Genomic DNA, 19,839 nt, shown 5'->3' with positions numbered 1-19,839 from the left:
GAACCCATGTATGCGGGACGGAAGCCCTGGCCCGTCAGGAGATCGACTCGGACAGCTCCAGCCACCGCTCTTCGAGCTCGGCGACCTCGTCCTCTGCCTGGCGCAGCTCATCGGTATGGCCTTGCAAGCCCTCGTAGTCGCTCTGGTCGTGGTCGGCGAGACGCTGATGGATGCGCTCGATGCTTCCCGACAGCTTCTCCAGCCGGCGCTCGATCGCGCCGATTTCCTTCTGCACCGCCCGGCGCTCCGCACCCGACAACTCCGAAGCCGAAGACGACGCCGCCGTCTTCTCCTCGCTGCTCTGAGCGCTCATCGGCGACGGGGTCACGGCCTGCTGCTCCTGTGCGGCTCGCAGCCGCAGATACTCGTCCACCCCGCCGGGCACGTGCCGCAACCCGCCGTCGAGGATCGCATACTGCTGGTCGGTGACCCGCTCCAGCAGGTAGCGGTCGTGAGAGACCACGATCAACGTGCCAGGCCACGAGTCCAGCAGGTCCTCCAGCGCCGCGAGCATGTCCGCGTCAACATCGTTCGTCGGCTCATCGAGAAGCAGCAGGTTTGGCTCGCTGAGCAGCAGCATCAGCAGTTGCAGCCGCCGCTTCTGCCCGCCGGAGAGGTCATCGACCCGTGCCGAGAGGTGTTCGCGGGCGAAGCCGAGCCGTTCGAGCAGCTGCGCCGGCGTGAGGTCCTTGCCGTCGATCTGGAACGTGGTCTTGGTGCGTGCCAGGACCTCGCGCACCCGGTCGCCGCCGATGTCGGCGAGCTGGGAGAACTGCTGATCGAGGATGCCGACCTGCACCGTCTTGCCTCGCTTGACCCGACCCTCGGTCGGCTCCAGAGTGCCGCAGATCAGCCCGAGCAGTGTGGACTTGCCCGCCCCGTTCGCGCCCAGGATGCCGGTGCGCTCACCCGGAGCGATCCGCCAGGTCACGTCATCGAGAACCTTCCGATCCCCGAAGCTCACGCTCACGTTCTCCAGGTCCACGACCTGCTTGCCCAGCCGGGCCACCGCGACCCGCTGCAGCTCGATGGGGTTGCGCACCGGCGGCACGTCAGCGATCAGCTCGTTGGCCGCGTCGATCCGGAACTTCGGCTTCGACGTGCGCGCCGGAGCGCCTCGCCGCAGCCACGCCAGCTCCTTGCGCATCAGGTTCTGCCGCTTGCTCTCGGCCGCAGCGGCCATCCGATCTCGCTCGACCCGCTGGAGCACGTAGGCGGCGTAGCCGCCCTCGAACGGCTCGACCGTGCCGTCGTGCACCTCCCACGTCTCGGTGCAGACCTCATCGAGGAACCAGCGATCGTGCGTGATGACCAGCAGTCCGCCGCTGTTCTTGGGCCAGCGTCGCTTCATGTGCTCGGCCAGCCAGGCGATGCCCTCAACATCAAGATGGTTCGTAGGCTCATCGAGAGCGATGAGTTCCCAGTCGCCCACCAGCAGGGCAGCGAGGGCCACGCGCCGCCGTTGCCCTCCGCTGAGTCGGCCGATCACCGCATCCCAGGAGATATCCGGGACCAGCCCGCCGATCACATCGCGGATGCGGGCATCGCTGGCCCACTCATGCTCCGGCGCGTCGCCGGCGATCGAGTACCCGACCGTGGCCTCCGGATCGAGGTCGTCACTCTGACCGAGCACGCCGAACCGCACGCCGCCGCGCCGGGTCACCCGACCCGCCTGCGGCTCGATTTGCCCCGAGAGCATCCCCAGCAGGCTCGACTTGCCGTCACCGTTGCGACCGACGATCCCGATCCGGTCGCCCTCCTCGATCCCGACCGAGAGCGAGTCGAAGACCACCCGCGTCGGGTACTCCAAGTGCAGCCCTTCGGCCCCCAGAAGAGGTGTAGCCATCAGCGACCACCCTTCCCGACCAGCGCGGTGCGGCACGGTACAACCCGCCTCGCACGGGTACGACACCCAGCAACGGGGTGTGACGCTGCCCTGCCACGACGGTAGAATCGAGGCGTCCGGAACGAACAACCCATCGAATTGTTGGGTTCGTCCAGGACCAGCACGTTCGGCTCCTCGAGCAGCGTCAGCAGCAGGTCGAGCCGACGCTGCTGACCACCCGAGAGCGCCTTGACCTGCACCTTCTGATGCGCCGCGGTGAAGCCCAGACGCTCGAGCAGCTGACCGGGGGAGACCTCGTCCTTACCGGCCGTGAACGTGGTGCGGTATCGCCCCACGACATCGCTGACCCGGGAGTCCAGATGCTCCTGCAGCCCCTCGAGCCGCTGGGACACCTGCCGCACCGTCACCGTCTTGCCTCGCTTGACCCGCCCGGCGAGCGGCTCGAGGTCCCCGGTGATCAGCGCGAGCAGAGTCGACTTCCCGGCGCCGTTCGGGCCGAGGATCCCGATCCGATCCGCCGGGCCGATGTGCAGGGTCACGTCCTCCAGCACGGTCGTGCCGCCGTAGCCGGCGTCGACGTCGAGCACGTCGATCACGTCGCGGCCCAGCCGCGAGGTCGCCAGCTGGGTCAGCGCGACCGTGTCGCGCACGGGCGGCTCGCCGGCGATGAGCTCGTTCGCCGCGTCGATGCGGAACTTCGGCTTCGAGGTCCGCGCCGGCGCGCCGCGACGCAGCCACGCGAGCTCCTTGCGCATCAGGTTCTGCCGCTTCGACTCGATCGCGGCGGCCTGTCGGTCTCGCTCGACCCGCTGGAGGACGTAGGCGGCGTACCCGCCCTCGAAGGGCTCGACGATCCCGTCGTGCACCTCCCACATCCGGGTGCACACCGCGTCGAGGAACCAGCGGTCGTGGGTGATGACCACCAGCCCGCCGTCCTTCGCGCTCCAGCGCCGCCGCAGGTGCTCGGCGAGCCAGGCGATGCCCTCGACGTCGAGATGGTTCGTCGGCTCGTCCAGCAGCAGCACGTCCCAGTCGCCGACCAGCAGCTCCGCCAGATGCACGCGGCGCAGCTGCCCGCCCGAGAGGTCCGTCAGCGGTGCGTCGAGAGCGATGCCGCCGAGCAGACCCGCGAGCACGTCGCGGATCCGCGCGTCGGAGGCCCATTCGTACTCGGGCCGGTCGCCCACCACGCGGTCGCGGACGCTCGCCCCGACCGTCGCCTCGTCCTGCTGGGTCAGCACGCCGACGCGCACCCCGCCCCGCACCGTCACCCGTCCCTCGTCGGGCGCCTGCGCGCGGGCGAGCAGGCGCAGCAGCGTCGACTTGCCGTCGCCGTTGCGGCCGACGACGCCGATGCGGTCGCCCTCGTCGATGCCGACGGTGACGTCGTCGAGCAGCACGCGATCGGGCAGTGCGACATGGAGGGACTGGGTGCCGAGCAGATGAGCCATGGGGTTGGGGTCCTCCTGGGGACGGGGAGCGGGGTCGGAGGGTGCCGGGCGGCGCGGGCGCGGACGCTCACCGGGCGCCGCGCGCCGGCTTCAGCCTCCGAGGGGGTCGTCGGACTCGAAGGTGAGCAGCAGTGTGCGGAGCATGCCCGCGAGCTCCGCCTGCTCGGCCGCGGCGAGCGGGCCGAGCAGCTCCCGCTCCGCCTCGAGCAGGCGCTCCATCGCGGCGTCGACACGGGCCACGCCGTCGGGACGCAGGCGCACCTCGACTGCGCGGCCGTCGTGCGGGCTGCGGTTCTTCGAGACCAGGCCGCGGGTGACCAGCTTGTCGATGCGGGTGGTCATGGTGCCGCTGGTCACGAGGGTCTCGTGCATGAGCGCGCCGGGGGAAAGGGCGTAATCGCCGCTGCGGCGCAGGGCGGAGAGCATGTCGAACTCCCAGCCCTCGAGCCCCGCCTCGGAGAAGGCCTCGCGCCGGGCGATCTCGAGATAGCGGGTCAGGCGCGAGACGCGGGAGAGGACCGCCAGCGGCGAGACGTCGAGGTCCTCGCGCGCCAGCTCCCAGCCCGCGAGGACCCGGTCGACCTCGTCATGGGGCGGCGCGGCGTCGTCCGCAGGCGTGGTGGGCATGGGGCGAGTCTAGGTTCTCGGTCCTGGCCGCGGCCGCCACGGGTGACGCGGGCGACGCGGGGGACGTGCCGCGCCGGCCGAGACGCTCAGCCCTTCGTCTCCCCGCGCAGCTCGGGCTTCTTCTCCAGCGAGCTCAGCCCGAACCAGGAGAGGTTCACCATCCGCGCGGCGACGACCTCCTTCGCGGGCTTGCGGGTCTCGAGCCACCACTGGCCTGTGTAGGCGACCATGCCCACCAGCATCTGCGCGTACAGCGCGGCGTCCTTGATCGGGTACGAGTGCAGCCGCAGCTGTCTCGCCAGGATCACCTCGACGCGGCGCGAGACGTCCGTGAGCAGGGAGGAGAAGGTCCCCACGGAATGGCTGACGGGGGAGTCGCGCACGAGGATCCGGAAGCCGTCCTCGTTCTCGTCGATGTAGGCGAGGAAGGCCAGCGCCGCGCGCTCCATCAGCATTCGCGGATGGGCGCGCTGATCGGAGAGGGACTCCTCGAGCGCGGTGAGCAGGGTGGCGACCTCGCGGTCCACCACCACCGCGTACAGGCCCTCCTTGCCGCCGAAGTGCTCGTAGACGATCGGCTTGGAGACCTTCGCGCGCGAGGCGATCTCCTCGACCGAGGTCATGTCGAAGCCCTTCTCGGCGAACACCCGTCGGCCGACGAGCACGAGCTGCTCCCGCCGCTCCTTGCCCGTCATCCGGGTCGACCGGCCGCGAGGGGCCCCGTTCTCCGCCATGCGGCGAGTCTCCCATACGGCGACCGCACGGTGACCGGCGGGTCAGCGGAGCCCCCGGCGCGTCGACGGGCGCTGGTCGGGGCCGCCCGGGCGGTAGGATCGCTCCGCGTCCGTGCGCCCGTCGGCCCCGTCCGGCGGTGCCCCGCGCCTGCTCGCAGGCGCTCCGCGACGGGCGCGCTCCGCCATGGTGTAATCGGCAACACCTCAGATTTTGGTTCTGAAGTTTCAGGTTCGAGTCCTGATGGCGGAACGCTCACCGTCCCCCGGGGCGGCGCGGCCGACACCCGTCGATCCCCCCCTCGATCTCTAGGAGCTGCCGACGTGGCCACTGCCGAGACCACCGCACCCGTCGCCGTCATCGTCCTGGCCGCCGGCGCCGGGACCCGCATGAAGTCCCGCACCCCCAAGGTGCTCCACGAGATCGGCGGTCGCTCGCTCCTCGTGCATGCGCTCACCGCCGCCGAGGGCACCGGCCCCGGCGAGCTCGTCGTCGTGCTGCGCCACGAGCGCGAGCGCGTCGCCGCGCACCTCGCCGAGCACGCCTCCGAGGTGCGGGTCGCCGACCAGGACGAGATCCCCGGCACCGGCCGCGCCGTCCAGTGCGGCCTCGAGCAGGTCGCCGCAGGCGAGGGAACCGTGCTGGTGACCTACGGCGACGTGCCGCTGCTGGACCCCGCGACGCTGCGCGAGCTGGTCACCGCCCACGAGGCCGAGGGCGCCGCCGTCACCGTGCTCAGCGCCCGCGTCCCGGATCCCGCCGGCTACGGCCGGATCCTGCGCAGCGAGGACGGCTCCGAGGTGCTCGGCATCGTCGAGCACAAGGACGCGACCGATGAGCAGCGCGCGATCGACGAGATCAACTCCGGCATCTACGCCTTCGACCTCGCCGTGCTGCGCGACGCGCTCGGCCGCACCACGACCGACAACGCCCAGGGCGAGATGTACCTCACCGACGTCCTCTCGATCGCGCGGGCTGACGGCCGCTCCGTGCGGGCCGTGGTGACCGAGGACGTGATGATGGTCGAGGGCGTCAACGACCGCGTCCAGCTCGCCCAGCTCGGCGCCGAGATGAACCGCCGCATCCTCGAGCGCCACATGCGCGCCGGCGTCACGATCGTGGACCCCGCCACCACCTGGATCGACGCCGACGTCACCATCGGCCAGGACGCGACGATCCTCCCCGGCGTCCAGCTGCACGGCGCCAGCGACATCGGCGCCGAGGCCGTGATCGGCCCGGACACCACCCTGCGCGACACCGAGGTGGGCGCAGGCGCCGAGGTGGTCCGCTCCCATGCGCTGCTCGCCGTGATCGGCGAGGGCGCGACCGTCGGCCCCTTCTCCTACCTGCGCGCCGGCACGGACCTCGGCGCGAAGGGCAAGATCGGCGGCTTCGTCGAGACGAAGAACGCGGTGATCGGCGAGGGCGCGAAGGTGCCCCACCTCAGCTACATCGGCGACGCCGAGATCGGCGAGGGCACCAACATCGGCGCCGGCACGATCGTGGCGAACTACGACGGGGTGAACAAGCACCGCACCACCGTCGGCCGCCACGTGCGCGTGGGCTCGGACAACGTGCTCGTCGCCCCGGTCACGATCGGCGACGGCGCCGCGACCGGCGCCGGCACCACCGTGCGCAAGGACGTCCCTGCCGGAGCGCTGGGCGTGAACGCTGTCTCGCAGCGGAACATGGAAGGATGGACCCTGCGACGCCGTGCGGGGACCCCGGCCGAGAGCGCGGCCCGGGCCGCCCTCGACGCCGAGCAGGGGTCCGCGGCACAGACGCCCGCAGGAACTGCCGCCGAGGAGCACAAGGAGCACGAGCAGCGATGAGCGGAATCGTCACCACCGGGGAGAAGCGACTGGTCCTCGCCTCAGGACGGGCCCACCCGGTGCTCGCACAGGAGGTCGCCGAGGAGCTCGGCGTCGAGGTCCTCCCCATGGACGCCTGGGACTTCGCCAACGGGGAGATCTACGTGCGATACGGCGAGTCCGTGCGCGGCACCGACGTCTTCGTGCTCCAGTCCCACCCCGCTCCGATCAACACCTGGGTGATGGAGCACCTGATCATGATCGACGCGCTCAAGCGCGCCTCCGCAAAGCGCATCACCGCCATCGCGCCGAGCTTCCCCTACGCCCGCCAGGACAAGAAGCACCGCGGCCGCGAGCCGATCTCCGCCCGCCTCATGGCGGATCTGTACGAGACCGCGGGCGTGGACCGCATGATCTCCGTGGACCTCCACGCCCCGCAGGTGCAGGGCTACTTCAACCGGCCGCTGGACCACCTGATGGCGCTGCCGATCCTCGCCGACTACGTGCAGAGGAAGTACGGCGAGGAGGACATCGCCGTGGTCTCCCCGGACGCCGGCCGGATCCGCGTCGCGGAGCAGTGGTCCAAGCGGCTCGGCGGCGTGAACCTCGCCTTCATCCACAAGACCCGCGACACGACGCGCCCCAACCAGGCCGTCGCCAAGCGCGTGATCGGCGACGTCACGGGCAAGACCTGCATCCTCGTCGACGACATGATCGACACCGCCGGCACCATCGTCCAGGCCTCCGACGCGCTGATCGCCAACGGCGCCGCCTCCGTCGTCATCGCCACCACCCACCCGATCCTCTCGGACCCTGCGACCGAGCGGCTGAAGAACTCCCAGGTGCGCGAGGTCGTGTGCACGAACACCCTCCCGGTCCCGCCGGAGAAGCAGTTCGACCGCCTCACCCAGCTCTCCATCGCGCCGCTCCTGGCGCGGGCGATCCGCGCCGTGTTCGACGACGGCTCGGTGACGAGCCTCTTCGACGGCGAGGTCTGAGCCGACGGCTCCTCCCGGCCCGGAAGCTCGTTCTGGCCCGGAGGCTCCTCTCGGCGCGGTGCCCGGCAGCGGGCTCCCGACGCGGAAGCGGCCCCGTCCCCCAGGTGGGGACGGGGCCGCTCCGTCGTGCGGTCAGTGGCGCCGAGAGGGGCTCAGATCAGGAACCGGTTGCCCTTGACGAGCCGGCTCCACTGCTTCCCGAGGCCGACGTGGTCACCGGCGGCCAGGCCCGCCATCGCGAGGACGGCGACCGCGAGCAGCAGGTGGGTGTCGTAGAGCGGGTTGGTCGACATCGGGAACGCGGCGAGGTACATGAGCGTGTACATCGCGGCGGCCGAGACGGCGGCGACGCGGGTGCCGATGCCGAGCATGAACGCCAGGCCCACGCCGAGCAGGCCGAGCATGAACAGCACGTCCGTGAGCGGGTTGATCGAGAGGAAGAAGCTCCACACGCCCGCGAAGGGGTTGCCGCCCTCGATCGAGCCGCCGAGGAAGCCGGCGGTGGGGGAGCCGCCGTTCAGCCAGGCGCCCTCGGGCGGGGTCGCGAAGCCGAGGCCGAAGGTCTTGTCCAGGAAGGCCCACAGGAAGGTGAAGCCGACCATCAGGCGCGTCACGCCCAGGAGCGTGTAGCCCCAGCCGGCCTTCCGCGTGGCGGTGACCTCGGAGGCGGCGGGGCGGGCGGGAGTCGCAGCGGCGGGGGTGGCGGCGGTGGCGCTCACGGGAGGGGCCTTTCGGTGTCGACCCGGTCGATGATCGGATCTCGGGGTGTCTGTCTGACAAGAACAACGGTAGCCCCGATCGACGGGTCCACGCGGGGACCAAGGTCACTGATTTCTGCTCCTGACCTGCAGGGACGTTGGTCCCGGGGTGTTGGGCGAGGGGGTAGGGCGAGGGGAGGAGTGAGAGGGCGGGAGGCACTGCGCCATGCGGCGCCGCTCACCTCCGAGCCTCCATCGGGCGACGTGCGGAGGCCTGCGTGGTAATGTCTGCGCGTCACTTCGGCGAGGGAGGGGTCCTGCCCCTCCGTGATCGACGCGGTGCGGATCTCCGGGAGGAGTACCCTCCCTGTGCCCCGTGGCGTCGCTCATCGTCGAGCCCCGCATCCACGAGGAGCACCACCATGGCTGAGAAGCTGAACGTCGAACTGCGCGAGGACTTCGGCAAGGGCGCTGCCCGCCGTCTGCGCGCCGAGAGCCGCGTCCCCGCCGTCCTGTACGGCCACGGCGAGGACCCCCTGCACCTGTCGCTGCCCGGTCACGAGACCGCGCTCGCGGCCCGGAACCCCAACGCCCTCATCGAGCTGCAGCTCGCCGACGGCACCTCCCACCTCGCCCTGATCAAGGACATCCAGCGCCACCCGCTCAAGCGCACCCTGAACCACCTCGACCTGATCATCGTCAGGAAGGGCGAGAAGGTCGAGGTCGACATCCCCGTCGTCCTGACCGGCGAGGCCGTGTCCCCCGCGGTCGCGATGGTCGACCTGCAGTCGCTGACCCTCTCGGTCGACGCGCTGAAGGTCCCCGAGCAGATCGAGATCGACGTCGAGGGCCAGGAGGAGGGCTACCAGCTCTTCGCCGGCGACGTCGTCCTGCCGGGCGACGCCGAGCTCCTCACCGACGCCGAGATCCTCGTGGTCTCCGTGATGGTGCCGCGCGTGGACGAGGCCGACCTCGAGACCCCGGGTGAGGACGAGGACGCCGAGGGTGCCGAGGGCGAGTCCGCCGAGGGCGAGGACGCCGAGTCCTCCGAGGGCTCCGAGGAGGAGTGACCCCTCCGGGCCGGGGAGCGCGGGCACGACGCCCGTCGGCTCCCCGTCCCGCTCCGTTGCTCACACACCGCCTGCCGGGGCGTCGCGCATCGCGCGGCGCCCCGGTACGGTGTCCGGGGTCGTGCGCCGCCGCGCACCGGTGAGAACGAGGAGCATCATGACCGTGAGCGAGCGCCGCCCCGGGCCGTACCTGGTGGTGGGCCTGGGCAACCCCGGCCCGAAGTACGCCGCGACCAGGCACAACATCGGCCAGATGGTCCTGGACCACATCGCCGACGCCGCCGGCGGGCGATTCGCCGCCGCCAAGCGGGCGCAGGCCGTCGTGCTGGAGGGTCGTCTCGGCGCCCCCGGCGCCGGCGAGCGGGTGATCCTCGCGAAGACCACCACCTACATGAACGTCTCCGGCGGTCCGGTGAAGGCGCTGGCCGACTACTACGGCATCGACCCCGAGCAGATCGTCGTCGTCCACGACGAGGTCGACATCCCCTTCGACGCGGTGCGCCTCAAGCGCGGCGGCGGCGAGGGCGGCCACAACGGCCTGCGTGACATCTCCAAGGCGCTGGGCACCAAGGACTACCTGCGCGTCCGCGTCGGGGTGGGCCGGCCCCCGGGCAGCCGCGACACCGCCGACCACGTGCTCGCCCCCTTCACCTCCACCGAGCGCCGCACGCTCGAGCTGCTGATCTCGGACGCCGCCGACGCCGTCGAGGCCGTCGTCCTCGAGGGCCTCACCGCCGCCCAGCAGCGCTTCCACTCCCGGGAGGACCGATGACCGCACCGACCGACGCCGCACGCACCGACCGGGCCGCCGGTGCAGGCCCCGATGCCGTGAGCGCCGAGCGGTCCGCCGCGCCGCTCGCCCCGCTGCTCGCGCGCCTCGCCGAGGGCGCGGACCTCACCGCTATCCGCGAGCTCGTCGAGTCCGCCGGCGCGGACGAGGACCGTGGCCCGGGCGGGGACATCGTCGCCGCGACCGCGCTGTTCCCCTTCGTCGTCGCCGATCTCGCGCGACGCGCGAGTGCCGAGTCACCGCTGGTCGTGGTCACCTCCACCACCCGCGCCGCCGAGGACCTCCGGGCGGCGCTGAGCTCCCTCGTCGGCACCGCGCACGTCGCCGAACTGCCCGCCTGGGAGACCCTGCCCCATGAGCGGCTCTCCCCGCGCGCCGACACCGTCGCGAAGCGCCTGAAGACCCTGCGCCGCATCGCCCATCCGGAGACCGAGGACCCGGTGCACGTGCTGCTGATGCCCGTGCGCTCCCTGCTCCAGCCGATCGCGACCGGCCTCGGCGACCTCCGTCCCGTCCGGGCCCTGGTGGGGGAGGAGCACCCCCTCGAGGAGCTCGAGCAGGAGCTCGTCGACGCCGCTTACGTGCGCGTGGACATGGTCGAGAAGCGCGGCGAGTTCGCGGTGCGCGGCGGGATCCTGGACGTCTTCCCGCCCACGGAGCCGCATCCCGTGCGCGTGGACCTCTTCGGGGACGAGATCGACGACGTGCGGTACTTCGCCGTCGCCGACCAGCGCTCGCTCGATCCCGTCCCGCACGGGCTCGACGCCCCGCCCTGCCGCGAGATCCTGCTGACCCCCTCGGTGCGCGAGCGTGCCCGCGCCCGCGCCGAGGAGCTGCCCGGTGTGCGCGACCTGCTGCTGCGCATCGCCGACGGCATCGCCGCCGACGGCATGGAGTCCCTCAGCCCCGTCCTCGTGGACGGCATGGAACAGGTCGCCGACGTGCTCCCCGCCGGTGCCCGCTTCCTCGTCGTCGACCCGGAGAAGGCCCGCGCCCGCTCCGAGGAGCTCGTCGCCACGACCGACGAGTTCCTCGCCGCCGCCTGGTCCAGCGCCGCGGCCGGCGGCGGACTCCCGATCGACGTGGGGGCGGCGAGCTTCGTGCCCCTGTCGGAGGCGAAGGGCCACGCCCGCGAGGGCGGCCGCGCCTGGTTCACCCTGGCCGCCTTCGGCCTCGACGCCGACCTCGACCTGACCACCTCCGGCACGTCCACCCACCCCGGCTACTCCGGCAAGCCCGCCGACGCGGCGAAGGACCTCGAGCGCCGTCGCGCCGACGGCTGGTCCGTCGTCGCGACCATGGCCGGCACGGGCGGGGCCCGCCACGCGGCCGAGAACCTCCGCGGCGAGGGCATGGCGGCCGTCTTCGCCGAGCGGCTCGAGGGTCCCGTATCCCCGGGAGAGGCCGTCGTCACCGTCGGCCCCTTCGCCGAGGGTCTCGTCGCCGAGGACCTGAAGCTGGTCCTCGCCTCCGAGCGCGACCTCACCGGCAAGTCCGGGGCGCGCCGCGGCGAGGAGCGGAGGATGCCCTCCCGCCGCCGCAACGTCGTCGACCCGCTCCAGCTGCGGCCCGGCGACCACGTCGTCCACGCCCACCACGGCGTGGGCCGCTTCGTGGAGATGACCAGCCGCACCGTCGGCACCGGCGCGAAGCGCACCACCCGCGAGTATCTCGTGATCGAGTACGCGGCCTCGAAGAAGGGCCAGCCCGGCGACCGGCTCTACGTCCCCTCCGACCAGCTCGACCAGGTCACCAAGTACGTCGGCGGCGAGGAGCCGTCCGTCAACCGCATGGGCGGCGCCGACTGGGCGAAGACCAAGTCGAAGGCCCGCAAGGCGATCCGCGAGATCGCCGACGAGCTGGTGCGCCTGTACTCCGCCCGGCAGTCCGCGCCCGGCCACGCCTTCGGCCCCGACACCCCCTGGCAGCGGGAGCTCGAGGACTCCTTCGAGTTCGTCGAGACCCCGGACCAGCTCTCCACCATCGAGGACGTCAAGAAGGACATGGAGAAGCCGGTCCCGATGGACCGCCTGATCCTCGGCGACGTCGGCTACGGGAAGACGGAGATCGCGGTGCGCGCCGCCTTCAAGGCCGTCCAGGACGGCAAGCAGGTCGCCGTGCTCGCCCCGACGACGCTGCTGGCCCAGCAGCATCTCGACACCTTCTCCGAGCGGTACACGGGCTTCCCCGTGACCGTGAAGGGGCTCAGCCGCTTCCAGTCCGCCGCCGACTCCGAGGCGACGGTCGAGGGGCTGCGCGAGGGCAGCGTCGACGTCGTGATCGGCACCCACCGCCTGCTCACGGGCAACGTGCGCTTCAAGGACCTGGGGCTGCTGATCATCGACGAGGAGCAGCGCTTCGGCGTCGAGCACAAGGAGACGCTCAAGGCGCTGCGAACGAACGTGGACGTGCTGTCCATGTCGGCGACACCCATCCCGCGCACCCTCGAGATGGCCGTGACAGGCATCCGGGAGATGTCCATCCTCGCGACCCCGCCCGAGGAGCGCCATCCGGTGCTGACCTACGTCGGCGCCGACGAGGACCGCCAGATCGCCGCCGCGATCCGGCGCGAGCTGCTGCGCGAGGGGCAGGTCTTCTACATCCACAACCGGGTCGAGGACATCGACCGCGTCGCCGCGCACCTGCGCGAGCTGGTGCCGGACGCCCGCGTCGCCGTCGCCCACGGCAAGATGAACGAGCACCAGCTCGAGCGCGTGATCGTCGACTTCTGGGAGCGGGACTTCGACGTGCTCGTATGCACCACGATCGTCGAGACCGGCCTGGACATCGCCAACGCCAACACCCTGATCGTCGAGAACGCGGACCGCTTCGGGCTCTCGCAGCTGCACCAGCTGCGCGGGCGCGTGGGCCGTTCGAGCGAGCGCGCCTACGCCTACTTCCTCTACAACGCGGGCAAGCCGCTCACGGAGACCGCCCACGACCGCCTCACCACCCTCGCCACCAACACCGACCTCGGCGCCGGCATGCAGGTGGCGATGAAGGACCTCGAGATCCGCGGCGCCGGCAACCTGCTCGGCGGCGAGCAGTCCGGGCACATCGCCGGCGTGGGCTTCGACCTCTACGTGCGCATGGTCGGGGAGGCCGTCGCGGCCTTCCGCGGCGAGGCGAGCGCGCCGGAGAAGGAGATCCGGGTCGAGCTGCCGCTGGACGCGCACGTCCCGCACGACTACATCGGCTCCGAGCGCCTGCGGCTCGAGGCCTACGCGAAGCTCTCCGCGGTGCGCGAGGTCTCCGAGATCGAGCAGGTCCGCGCCGAGCTCGCCGACCGCTACGGCCCGCTGCCCGCGCCGGTGGAGGTGCTGCTGGACGTGGCCCGCTTCCGGATCGACGCGCGTGCCGCGGGGGTCGACGAGGTCCAGGCGCAGGGGAAGATGATCCGCTTCGCCCATCTCGAGCCCGCCGACTCCGTCGCGATGCGGATGAAGCGCCTGTACCCGGGCACGCTGCTCAAGCCGGCCCTGCGCCAGGTGCTCGTGCCCCGCCCGATGACCTCCCGCTTCGGCGGCACCGAGCTGCGCGACCACGCGCTGCTCGAGTGGGCGCGCGAGGTGCTGCGCGAGCTCGTGCCCTCCGCGGCCGAGCAGATCTCCGCGCCGGTCGTGCAGGCGGAGGCGGGGTCGGGGCCGGCGAGGAAGTAGCCTCGCCACGTGAGCACCGCGCAGCGCCCCGTCCCGTCCGATCCCGCCCCGCGCGGCAGCGCCCTGCTGCGGGCCGTGGAGGTGATGGAGGCGCTGCGGGCGCCGAGCGGCGACGCCTGGACCCACCGGCAGACCCACGCCTCGCTCGCCCGCTACCTCCTCGAGGAGACCTATGAGGTGCTCGAGGTGATCGACGACCCCGCCGGCCACGGCCCCGGGGCGCTGCCCGACGAACTCGGCGACCTGCTGTTCCAGATCCTCTTCCATGCGCGCGTGGGCCAGGAGGAGGAGCCGGCCTGGGACGTGGACGACGTGGCTCGCTCCTTCGTCGCGAAGATGGAGCGGCGCAACCCGCACGTCTTCGGCGACGCGCCCGAGCAGGCGCTCGAGGACCCCGCCGACGTCGAGCAGATCATCGCGCAGTGGCACGCCGTCAAGGCGCAGGAGAAGCAGCAGGAGCAGCAGGGCCGGCAGGAGCAGGGCAGCTCCGGGGCAGCTCCGACGCGCCCCCTCGGCTGGGCCGAGGGGATCCCCGCCGAGCTGCCCGCCCTGCAGACCGCGGCGAAGATCGTCCACCGCGCCCGGTCGGCGGGCGGGCTCGAACAGCTCCTCGCGGCGGCCGACGCCGCGGCCTCGGCCGAGGACGCCGACGACTGGGGCGGCGACCTCGGCCGGGCGCTGCTCGACCTGGTCGTGGCCGCCGAGGGCCGCGACGACGATCCCGAGACCGCGCTGCGCGCCCTGCTCGCGAGGACCTTCCGCGAGCTCGAGCAGGGCCCCGGCGCCTGACCGGGGCACTCGTCCGCCGTCGGCCGCCTCCGGCCGCAACCGCGGGCACGGGGGCGCGTGGCGGGCGTCGCTCGGCCTAGACTGTCGGGCGGACGGTCAGCGCCGACCGGACGATTCGAACTTCATCACCGAAGGAAGGAACAGCCCATGGCAGCCCTGATCGAAGCACTCCTCGCCCGAGAGATCCTCGACTCCCGCGGCAACCCCACCGTCGAGGTCGAGATCCTGCTCGACGACGGCACGTTCGAGCGCGCGGCGGTCCCCTCCGGCGCCTCCACCGGCCAGTTCGAGGCCGTCGAGCGCCGCGACGGCGACAAGGACCGCTACCTCGGCAAGGGCACGCTCGACGCCGTCAACGCCGTGATCACCGAGATCCTGCCGGCGATCCACGGCATGGACGTCCAGGAGCAGCGCGCGATCGATCAGGCGATGCTCGATCTCGACGGCACCAAGAACAAGGGCACCCTCGGCGCCAACGCCATCCTCGGCGTCTCCCTCGCCGTGGCGCGCGCCGCCGCGGCCTCCGCGGGCGTGCCGCTGTACCAGTACGTCGGCGGCCCGAACGCTCACATCCTGCCCGTCCCGATGATGAACATCCTCAACGGCGGCTCCCACGCGGACTCCAACGTCGACATCCAGGAGTTCATGATCGCGCCGATCGGCGCGGAGACCTTCTCCGAGGCCATGCGCGTCGGCGCCGAGGTCTACCACGCGCTGAAGGCCGTGCTCAAGGAGCGGGGCCTGGCGACCGGTCTCGGCGACGAGGGCGGCTTCGCCCCGAACCTCGACTCCAACCGCGCCGCGCTGGACCTGATCGTCGAGGCGATCGGCAAGGCCGGCTTCGAGGCCGGCAAGGACGTCGCGCTCGCGCTCGACGTCGCGGCCTCCGAGTTCTTCGAGGACGGCGCCTACACCTTCGAGGGTGCGAAGAAGTCTTCCGCCGAGATGGTGGACTACTACGCCGAGCTCGTCGACGCCTACCCGCTGGTCTCCATCGAGGACCCGCTGGACGAGGAGGACTGGGACGGCTGGAAGGCCATCACCGAGCGCCTCGGCACCAAGACGCAGCTCGTGGGCGACGACCTCTTCGTCACCAACCCCGAGCGCCTCGGCCGCGGCATCGACGAGGGCGCCGGCAACGCGCTGCTGGTCAAGGTCAACCAGATCGGCTCGCTCTCCGAGACCCTCGACGCTGTGGACCTCGCGCACCGCGCGGGCTTCAAGGCCATGATGTCCCACCGCTCCGGCGAGACCGAGGACACCACCATCGCCGACCTGTCCGTCGCGACCAACTGCGGTCAGATCAAGTCGGGCGCCCCCGCCCGCGGCGAGCGCGTGGCCAAGTACAACCAGCTGCTCCGCATCGAGGAGGAGCTCGGCGAGGCCGCCCGCTACGCCGGCGCCTCCGCCTTCCCGCGCTACACGGCGTGATCGTCGCCGCCCGGGCGCACCGCGTTTCCCGCGCGGCGCGTCCAGGCGGAGGCCGTATCCTCTAACGCATGAGCAGCAGACGACCGGGCGCCCCGCGATCGACGAGGCGCCCGGTCGCCGCGTCCGGGGCCCGTCGCACCGGTGCGCGCTCGACCTCGCGCCCGTCGGCCGCCCCCGGCCGCGGCGGCGCCGCCCGCCCCGGCGGGACCAGGCAGTCCGCCTCCGGAGGCAGCGGCGGCGACCGCAGCCGGGGCCCCGCCGCCGCCTCCCGCCCCGCCACCGCCCAGTCCCGCACGGACGGGCCGGACGGGCCCGGCATCACGATCACGCGCCGCACCCTGGTGCTGGTCGCCCTTGTCGTGGTGGCGCTGGCGGCCCTCGTGCCGACGGTGAACTCCTACGTGGCCCAGCGGCAGAAGCTCTCCGACCTGCAGGGCCAGGTCGCCCAGCAGGAGGCGGAGGTCGAGGACCTGCGCGAGCAGGTCGCGCAGTGGGAGGACCCCACCTACGTCGCCGCCCGCGCCCGCGAGCGCCTCCTGTTCGCGATGCCGGGGGAGACCCAGTACCGCCTCACCGACACCTCCGGCCAGGACGTCCCCCTCACCGAGGCGCAGCAGGCCGAGGAGGCCGCGAAGGAGGGCGAGTGGTACTCGACCCTCTGGGAGAGCGTCGAGGGCTCGAGCCGCCTGACCCCCGAGGACATCCCCGACGAGACCGGCTCGACCGACGAGGACGTCCCGGCCGAGGACCCCGCCGACACCACCGATCAGGACGATGACCAGTGACCTCACTCGCCCCTCTTCCCCACGAGACGCCCGCCTCGCCGCGCGACCTCGAGATCATGCGCCTCCAGCTCGGCCGCGACATGCGCGGCGTCGTCTCGATCGCCAGGCGCTGCGCCTGCGGGCGCCCCGCCGTGGTGCGCACCGCTCCCCGTCTCGAGGACGGCACCCCGTTCCCGACCTCGCTCTACCTCACCCTTCCCTGGCTCACCCTCGAGCTCTCCCGGCTCGAGGCGACCGGGCTGATGGCCGAGCTCACCGAGCGCCTCGAGAGCGACGAGCAGCTCGCCGGCCCGTACCGGGCGGCGCACGAGCGCTACCTGGCGCGCCGTGCCGAGATCGGCGAGGCGGAGGAGGTCGCGCACGTCAGCGCCGGCGGCATGCCCACGCGCGTCAAGTGCCTGCACGCCCTCGCGGGCCAGTCCCTCGCCGAGGGACCGGGCGTCAACCCGGTCGGCGACGAGGTGCTCAAGATGATCGACGGCGCGGCGCCCGAGCTCGTCTGCCGCTGCCAGGACGAGGAGCCCGGGACCGACCCCGACGAGCACCGCCCCGACGAGGGCGAGGAGGGACGATGAGCGCGCCCGTCGCCGCGATCGACTGCGGCACCAACTCGATCCGCCTGCTGATCGCCCGGCGCGACGAGGCCACCGGGCGCCTCGTCGACCTCGAGCGGCACCTGGAGATGGTCCGCCTCGGGCTCGGCGTGGACCGCACCGGACGCTTCGACCCCGTCGCCGTCGAGCGCACGCTGGAGGCCGCCCGCCGCTACCAGGCGCTGGTGGAGCACCACGGCGTGCGCCGCGAGGACGTCCGCTTCGTGGCCACCTCCGCGACCCGCGACGCCTCCAACCGCGAGGACTTCATCTCCGGCATCCGCGCGATCCTCGGCATCGACCCCGAGGTCATCTCCGGCCAGGAGGAGGCGGAGCTGTCCTACCGCGGCGCGGTCAGCACCGTCGAGGGCCTGCCCGCAGGGCCCGCGCTGGTGGTCGACATCGGCGGCGGCTCCACCGAGCTGGTGCTCGGCACCACCGCCCCCACCCACCGCATCAGCCTGGACATGGGATCGGTCCGCCTCACCGAGCGCCACCTGCGCTCCGACCCGCCCGCCGACGCCGAGATCGCCGCCGCCGCGGCGGACATCGACGCCCTGCTCGACGAGGCCGCGGCGGCGATTCCGCTGGAGCAGGTCGCCTCGCTCGTCGGCGTCGCCGGGACGGTGACCACGGTCACCGCGGTCGCCACCGGGATCCGGGACTATCGTCCCGATGTCACCCACGGCGCCGCCCTTCCCGTCGACGAGGTCCGCGCGCTGTGCGAGACGCTGCTGCGGGAGACCCGTGAGGAACGGGCGCGCCACCAGGTGATCCACCCCGGGCGCATCGACGTCATCGGCGCGGGCGCGCTGATCTGGTCGCGCATCGTCGAGCGCGTCGCCGCCGCCTCCGGCATCGTCGAGACCCGCACGAGCGAGCACGACATCCTCGACGGGATGGCGCTGGATCTGCTGGACCACGCGCCCTGAGACCCTCAGCGCGTCAGGCGGTGACCATCTGACGAGGTGCTTTTGTCTCAGCGACCATACGGTCCTAGGCTGGGGTCCATGACCAACACCCTCGGCGGCAAGCCCCATGTCCTCATCCTCGGCGGCGGTTCCGTCGGCATGACCACCGCGTCCGAGCTGCGCAAGACGCTCGGAGCGGAGGTCGCGATCACCGTCGTGGACCCGCGCCCGTACATGACCTACGCGCCCTTCCTCCCCGAGGTCGGCGCCGGCAGCATCGATCCCCGCAACGTGCTCGCGCCGCTGCGCAAGGTCCTCACCGGCGCCAAGGTCGTCACCGGCTCCGTCGCGGCGATCCGCAGCGCCGAGCACACCGTGGTGGTGGACACCGAGGAGGGCGAGCAGCTCGAGATCTCCTACGACTACCTCGTGGTGGGCCTCGGCGCCGTCCCGCGCCTGCTCCCGATCCCCGGCCTCGCCGAGAACGCGATCGGCTTCAAGCAGGTCGAGGAGGCCACGGCCGTCCGCGACCGCATCCTCGCCAACCTCGCCGAGGCGGCGACCACGAAGGATCCCAAGCTCCGCAAGCGCCTGCTCACCTTCACCTTCATCGGCGGCGGCTTCGCCGGCGGCGAGGCCGTGTCCGAGGCCGAGGACATGGTGCGCGATGCCCTGCGCTACTACCCCGACCTCCACGCCTCCGACATCCGCTTCGTGCTCGTCGACGGCGCTCCCTTCATCTTCCCGGAGCTCACCGAGGACCAGCGCGCCTATGTGCTGAACCAGCTGCGCGAGCGCGGCATCGAGGTCAAGCTCGAGACCTTCCTGAACTCCGCCGAGAACGGAGTGATCAAGACCAGCGACGGCGACGAGTTCGAGACCGACCTGCTCGTGTGGAACGCGGGCGTGAAGCCCAACCCGGTGCTCTTCGACGAGGAGACCTCCGACCTCCCGATCGTCACCGAGCGCGGCCCGCTCATGGGCAAGGTCCAGGTCCTGCCCGACCTGCGCGTCAACGGCGAGGACGGCCCCTTCGACGACGTCTTCGCCGCCGGCGACTGCGCCGCCGTGCCGGATCTCGCCTCGGGCGAGGGCAAGTTCTGCCCGCCCAACGCCCAGCACGCGGTGCGCCAGGCCAAGCGCCTGGCCGACAACATCGCGCGCTCCGTCCAGGGCCGCCCGCTGGTGGACTACTACCACAAGAACCTCGGCGTCTTCGCGACCCTCGGCATGTACAAGGGCGTCGGCCGCCTGATGCTCGGCGAGAAGGAGCTGGACATCCGCGGCCTCCCGGCCTGGGCGATGGCCCGCTCGTACCACCTGTACGCGATGCCGACGATCGGCCGCAAGGTGTCCGTCGCCGCAGGCTGGGTGGGCAACCTCGTCTCCCGCCGCGACATCATCGGCATCCCGCAGGCGGAGACCCCGCGCGCCGCCTTCGAGCTCGCCGCGAGTTCCGGCAAGAAGAAGTGAGCCGCGCGGGACGCCGCTGAGCGTCCCCCGACACGACGCCGTCGCCCCTCAGGGGGCGGCGGCGTCGTCGCGTCCGGAACCTCTGTGGGCTCGGACCTCCGTGAGCGAGTATCCTCGGATGGTCACGCAAACGAGCACGTTCGCGCACGCGGCAGAGTCGCGGCACTGAGCATCC

Annotated in this window: 15 protein-coding genes, 1 tRNA gene and 1 pseudogene; 12 read left to right on the top strand and 5 right to left on the bottom strand. The window is 72.1% G+C overall.

Annotated elements, in window-relative coordinates; translation table 11 throughout:
• Positions 1-34 precede the first annotated feature (34 nt).
• From RBL05_RS03440 to RBL05_RS03425, 4 genes and pseudogenes are all read right to left on the bottom strand, one after another.
• Positions 35-1,846, bottom strand: coding sequence for an ABC-F family ATP-binding cassette domain-containing protein (locus RBL05_RS03440; RefSeq protein ID WP_167560223.1), 1,812 nt, complete (start codon positions 1,844-1,846; stop codon positions 35-37).
• Positions 1,847-1,977: 131 nt separating this feature from the next.
• A pseudogene (locus RBL05_RS03435) lies at positions 1,978-3,297 on the bottom strand (ABC-F family ATP-binding cassette domain-containing protein); the annotation flags it as partial.
• A 90-nt stretch (positions 3,298-3,387) separates the two neighbouring features.
• Complete coding sequence (locus RBL05_RS03430; protein WP_308740596.1) at positions 3,388-3,924, bottom strand: MarR family winged helix-turn-helix transcriptional regulator; 537 nt, start codon at positions 3,922-3,924, stop codon at positions 3,388-3,390.
• Positions 3,925-4,010: 86 nt separating this feature from the next.
• Positions 4,011-4,658, bottom strand: a complete 648-nt coding sequence (locus RBL05_RS03425) for a TetR/AcrR family transcriptional regulator (protein ID WP_308740597.1) — start codon at positions 4,656-4,658, stop codon at positions 4,011-4,013.
• 178 nt (positions 4,659-4,836) lie between these two features.
• On the opposite strand from RBL05_RS03425, the gene RBL05_RS03420 reads away from it, so the two are divergent.
• From RBL05_RS03420 to RBL05_RS03410, 3 genes are all read left to right on the top strand, one after another.
• A tRNA-Gln gene (locus tag RBL05_RS03420) sits at positions 4,837-4,908 on the top strand.
• Positions 4,909-4,979: 71 nt separating this feature from the next.
• Positions 4,980-6,488 carry a bifunctional UDP-N-acetylglucosamine diphosphorylase/glucosamine-1-phosphate N-acetyltransferase GlmU gene (gene glmU / locus RBL05_RS03415; protein WP_318604078.1) on the top strand — a complete coding sequence of 503 codons (1,509 nt, stop codon included), beginning with the start codon at positions 4,980-4,982 and terminating at the stop codon, positions 6,486-6,488.
• On the top strand, positions 6,485-7,465 hold the full coding sequence (locus tag RBL05_RS03410; protein WP_010551089.1) for a ribose-phosphate diphosphokinase: 981 nt from the start codon (positions 6,485-6,487) through the stop codon (positions 7,463-7,465). The genes glmU and RBL05_RS03410 overlap by 4 nt, the downstream gene beginning before the upstream one ends.
• Positions 7,466-7,617: 152 nt before the next feature.
• On the opposite strand, the gene RBL05_RS03405 is transcribed toward RBL05_RS03410, so the two are convergent.
• On the bottom strand, positions 7,618-8,184 hold the full coding sequence (locus tag RBL05_RS03405; protein ID WP_308740599.1) for a hypothetical protein: 567 nt from the start codon (positions 8,182-8,184) through the stop codon (positions 7,618-7,620).
• Positions 8,185-8,585: 401 nt separating this feature from the next.
• Here RBL05_RS03405 and RBL05_RS03400 point away from each other — a divergent pair, with 401 nt between their 5' ends.
• From RBL05_RS03400 to RBL05_RS03360, 9 genes are all read left to right on the top strand, one after another.
• On the top strand, positions 8,586-9,233 hold the full coding sequence (locus RBL05_RS03400) for a 50S ribosomal protein L25/general stress protein Ctc (RefSeq protein WP_308740600.1): 648 nt from the start codon (positions 8,586-8,588) through the stop codon (positions 9,231-9,233).
• Positions 9,234-9,390: 157 nt separating this feature from the next.
• Positions 9,391-10,005 carry an aminoacyl-tRNA hydrolase gene (pth, locus tag RBL05_RS03395; RefSeq protein ID WP_308740601.1) on the top strand — a complete coding sequence of 205 codons (615 nt, stop codon included), beginning with the start codon at positions 9,391-9,393 and terminating at the stop codon, positions 10,003-10,005.
• Positions 10,002-13,682, top strand: coding sequence for a transcription-repair coupling factor (mfd, locus tag RBL05_RS03390; RefSeq protein ID WP_308740602.1), 3,681 nt, complete (start codon positions 10,002-10,004; stop codon positions 13,680-13,682). The genes pth and mfd overlap by 4 nt, the downstream gene beginning before the upstream one ends.
• A 9-nt stretch (positions 13,683-13,691) precedes the next feature.
• Positions 13,692-14,471 carry a MazG nucleotide pyrophosphohydrolase domain-containing protein gene (locus tag RBL05_RS03385; RefSeq protein ID WP_308740603.1) on the top strand — a complete coding sequence of 260 codons (780 nt, stop codon included), beginning with the start codon at positions 13,692-13,694 and terminating at the stop codon, positions 14,469-14,471.
• A 147-nt stretch (positions 14,472-14,618) separates the two neighbouring features.
• Positions 14,619-15,902 carry a phosphopyruvate hydratase gene (gene eno, locus RBL05_RS03380; RefSeq protein ID WP_308740604.1) on the top strand — a complete coding sequence of 428 codons (1,284 nt, stop codon included), beginning with the start codon at positions 14,619-14,621 and terminating at the stop codon, positions 15,900-15,902.
• A 68-nt stretch (positions 15,903-15,970) separates the two neighbouring features.
• On the top strand, positions 15,971-16,687 hold the full coding sequence (locus tag RBL05_RS03375) for an FtsB family cell division protein (RefSeq protein WP_308740605.1): 717 nt from the start codon (positions 15,971-15,973) through the stop codon (positions 16,685-16,687).
• Positions 16,684-17,262 (top strand): DUF501 domain-containing protein, encoded by a 579-nt coding sequence (locus RBL05_RS03370; protein ID WP_308740606.1) that lies wholly within the window; start codon positions 16,684-16,686, stop codon positions 17,260-17,262. Before RBL05_RS03375 ends, RBL05_RS03370 begins: the two co-directional genes overlap by 4 nt.
• The gene (locus tag RBL05_RS03365) at positions 17,259-18,212 is read left to right on the top strand and encodes an exopolyphosphatase (RefSeq protein WP_308740607.1); all 954 of its coding nucleotides are present in this window, start codon (positions 17,259-17,261) and stop codon (positions 18,210-18,212) included. Before RBL05_RS03370 ends, RBL05_RS03365 begins: the two co-directional genes overlap by 4 nt.
• A gap of 78 nt (positions 18,213-18,290) precedes the next feature.
• Positions 18,291-19,664: an NAD(P)/FAD-dependent oxidoreductase gene (locus RBL05_RS03360; RefSeq protein WP_308740608.1), complete on the top strand. Its 1,374-nt coding sequence runs from the start codon at positions 18,291-18,293 to the stop codon at positions 19,662-19,664.
• The last annotated feature ends 175 nt before the right edge of the window (positions 19,665-19,839 follow it).

The organism is Brachybacterium sp. GU-2 (assembly GCF_030866705.2).
Taxonomy (GTDB): domain Bacteria; phylum Actinomycetota; class Actinomycetes; order Actinomycetales; family Dermabacteraceae; genus Brachybacterium; species Brachybacterium conglomeratum.
Note: the sequence above shows the minus strand (reverse complement) of the source record. Positions and strands in the feature narration are given on the sequence as shown.

Coding starts and splice junctions, on each gene's coding strand:
- RBL05_RS03440 (WP_167560223.1), bottom strand. CDS start 1,846: ATGGCTACACCTCTTCTGGGGGCCGAAGGGCTGCACTTGGAGTACCCG.
- RBL05_RS03430 (WP_308740596.1), bottom strand. CDS start 3,924: ATGCCCACCACGCCTGCGGACGACGCCGCGCCGCCCCATGACGAGGTC.
- RBL05_RS03425 (WP_308740597.1), bottom strand. CDS start 4,658: ATGGCGGAGAACGGGGCCCCTCGCGGCCGGTCGACCCGGATGACGGGC.
- RBL05_RS03410 (WP_010551089.1), top strand. CDS start 6,485: ATGAGCGGAATCGTCACCACCGGGGAGAAGCGACTGGTCCTCGCCTCA.
- RBL05_RS03400 (WP_308740600.1), top strand. CDS start 8,586: ATGGCTGAGAAGCTGAACGTCGAACTGCGCGAGGACTTCGGCAAGGGC.
- pth (WP_308740601.1), top strand. CDS start 9,391: ATGACCGTGAGCGAGCGCCGCCCCGGGCCGTACCTGGTGGTGGGCCTG.
- mfd (WP_308740602.1), top strand. CDS start 10,002: ATGACCGCACCGACCGACGCCGCACGCACCGACCGGGCCGCCGGTGCA.
- eno (WP_308740604.1), top strand. CDS start 14,619: ATGGCAGCCCTGATCGAAGCACTCCTCGCCCGAGAGATCCTCGACTCC.
- RBL05_RS03375 (WP_308740605.1), top strand. CDS start 15,971: ATGAGCAGCAGACGACCGGGCGCCCCGCGATCGACGAGGCGCCCGGTC.
- RBL05_RS03365 (WP_308740607.1), top strand. CDS start 17,259: ATGAGCGCGCCCGTCGCCGCGATCGACTGCGGCACCAACTCGATCCGC.
- RBL05_RS03360 (WP_308740608.1), top strand. CDS start 18,291: ATGACCAACACCCTCGGCGGCAAGCCCCATGTCCTCATCCTCGGCGGC.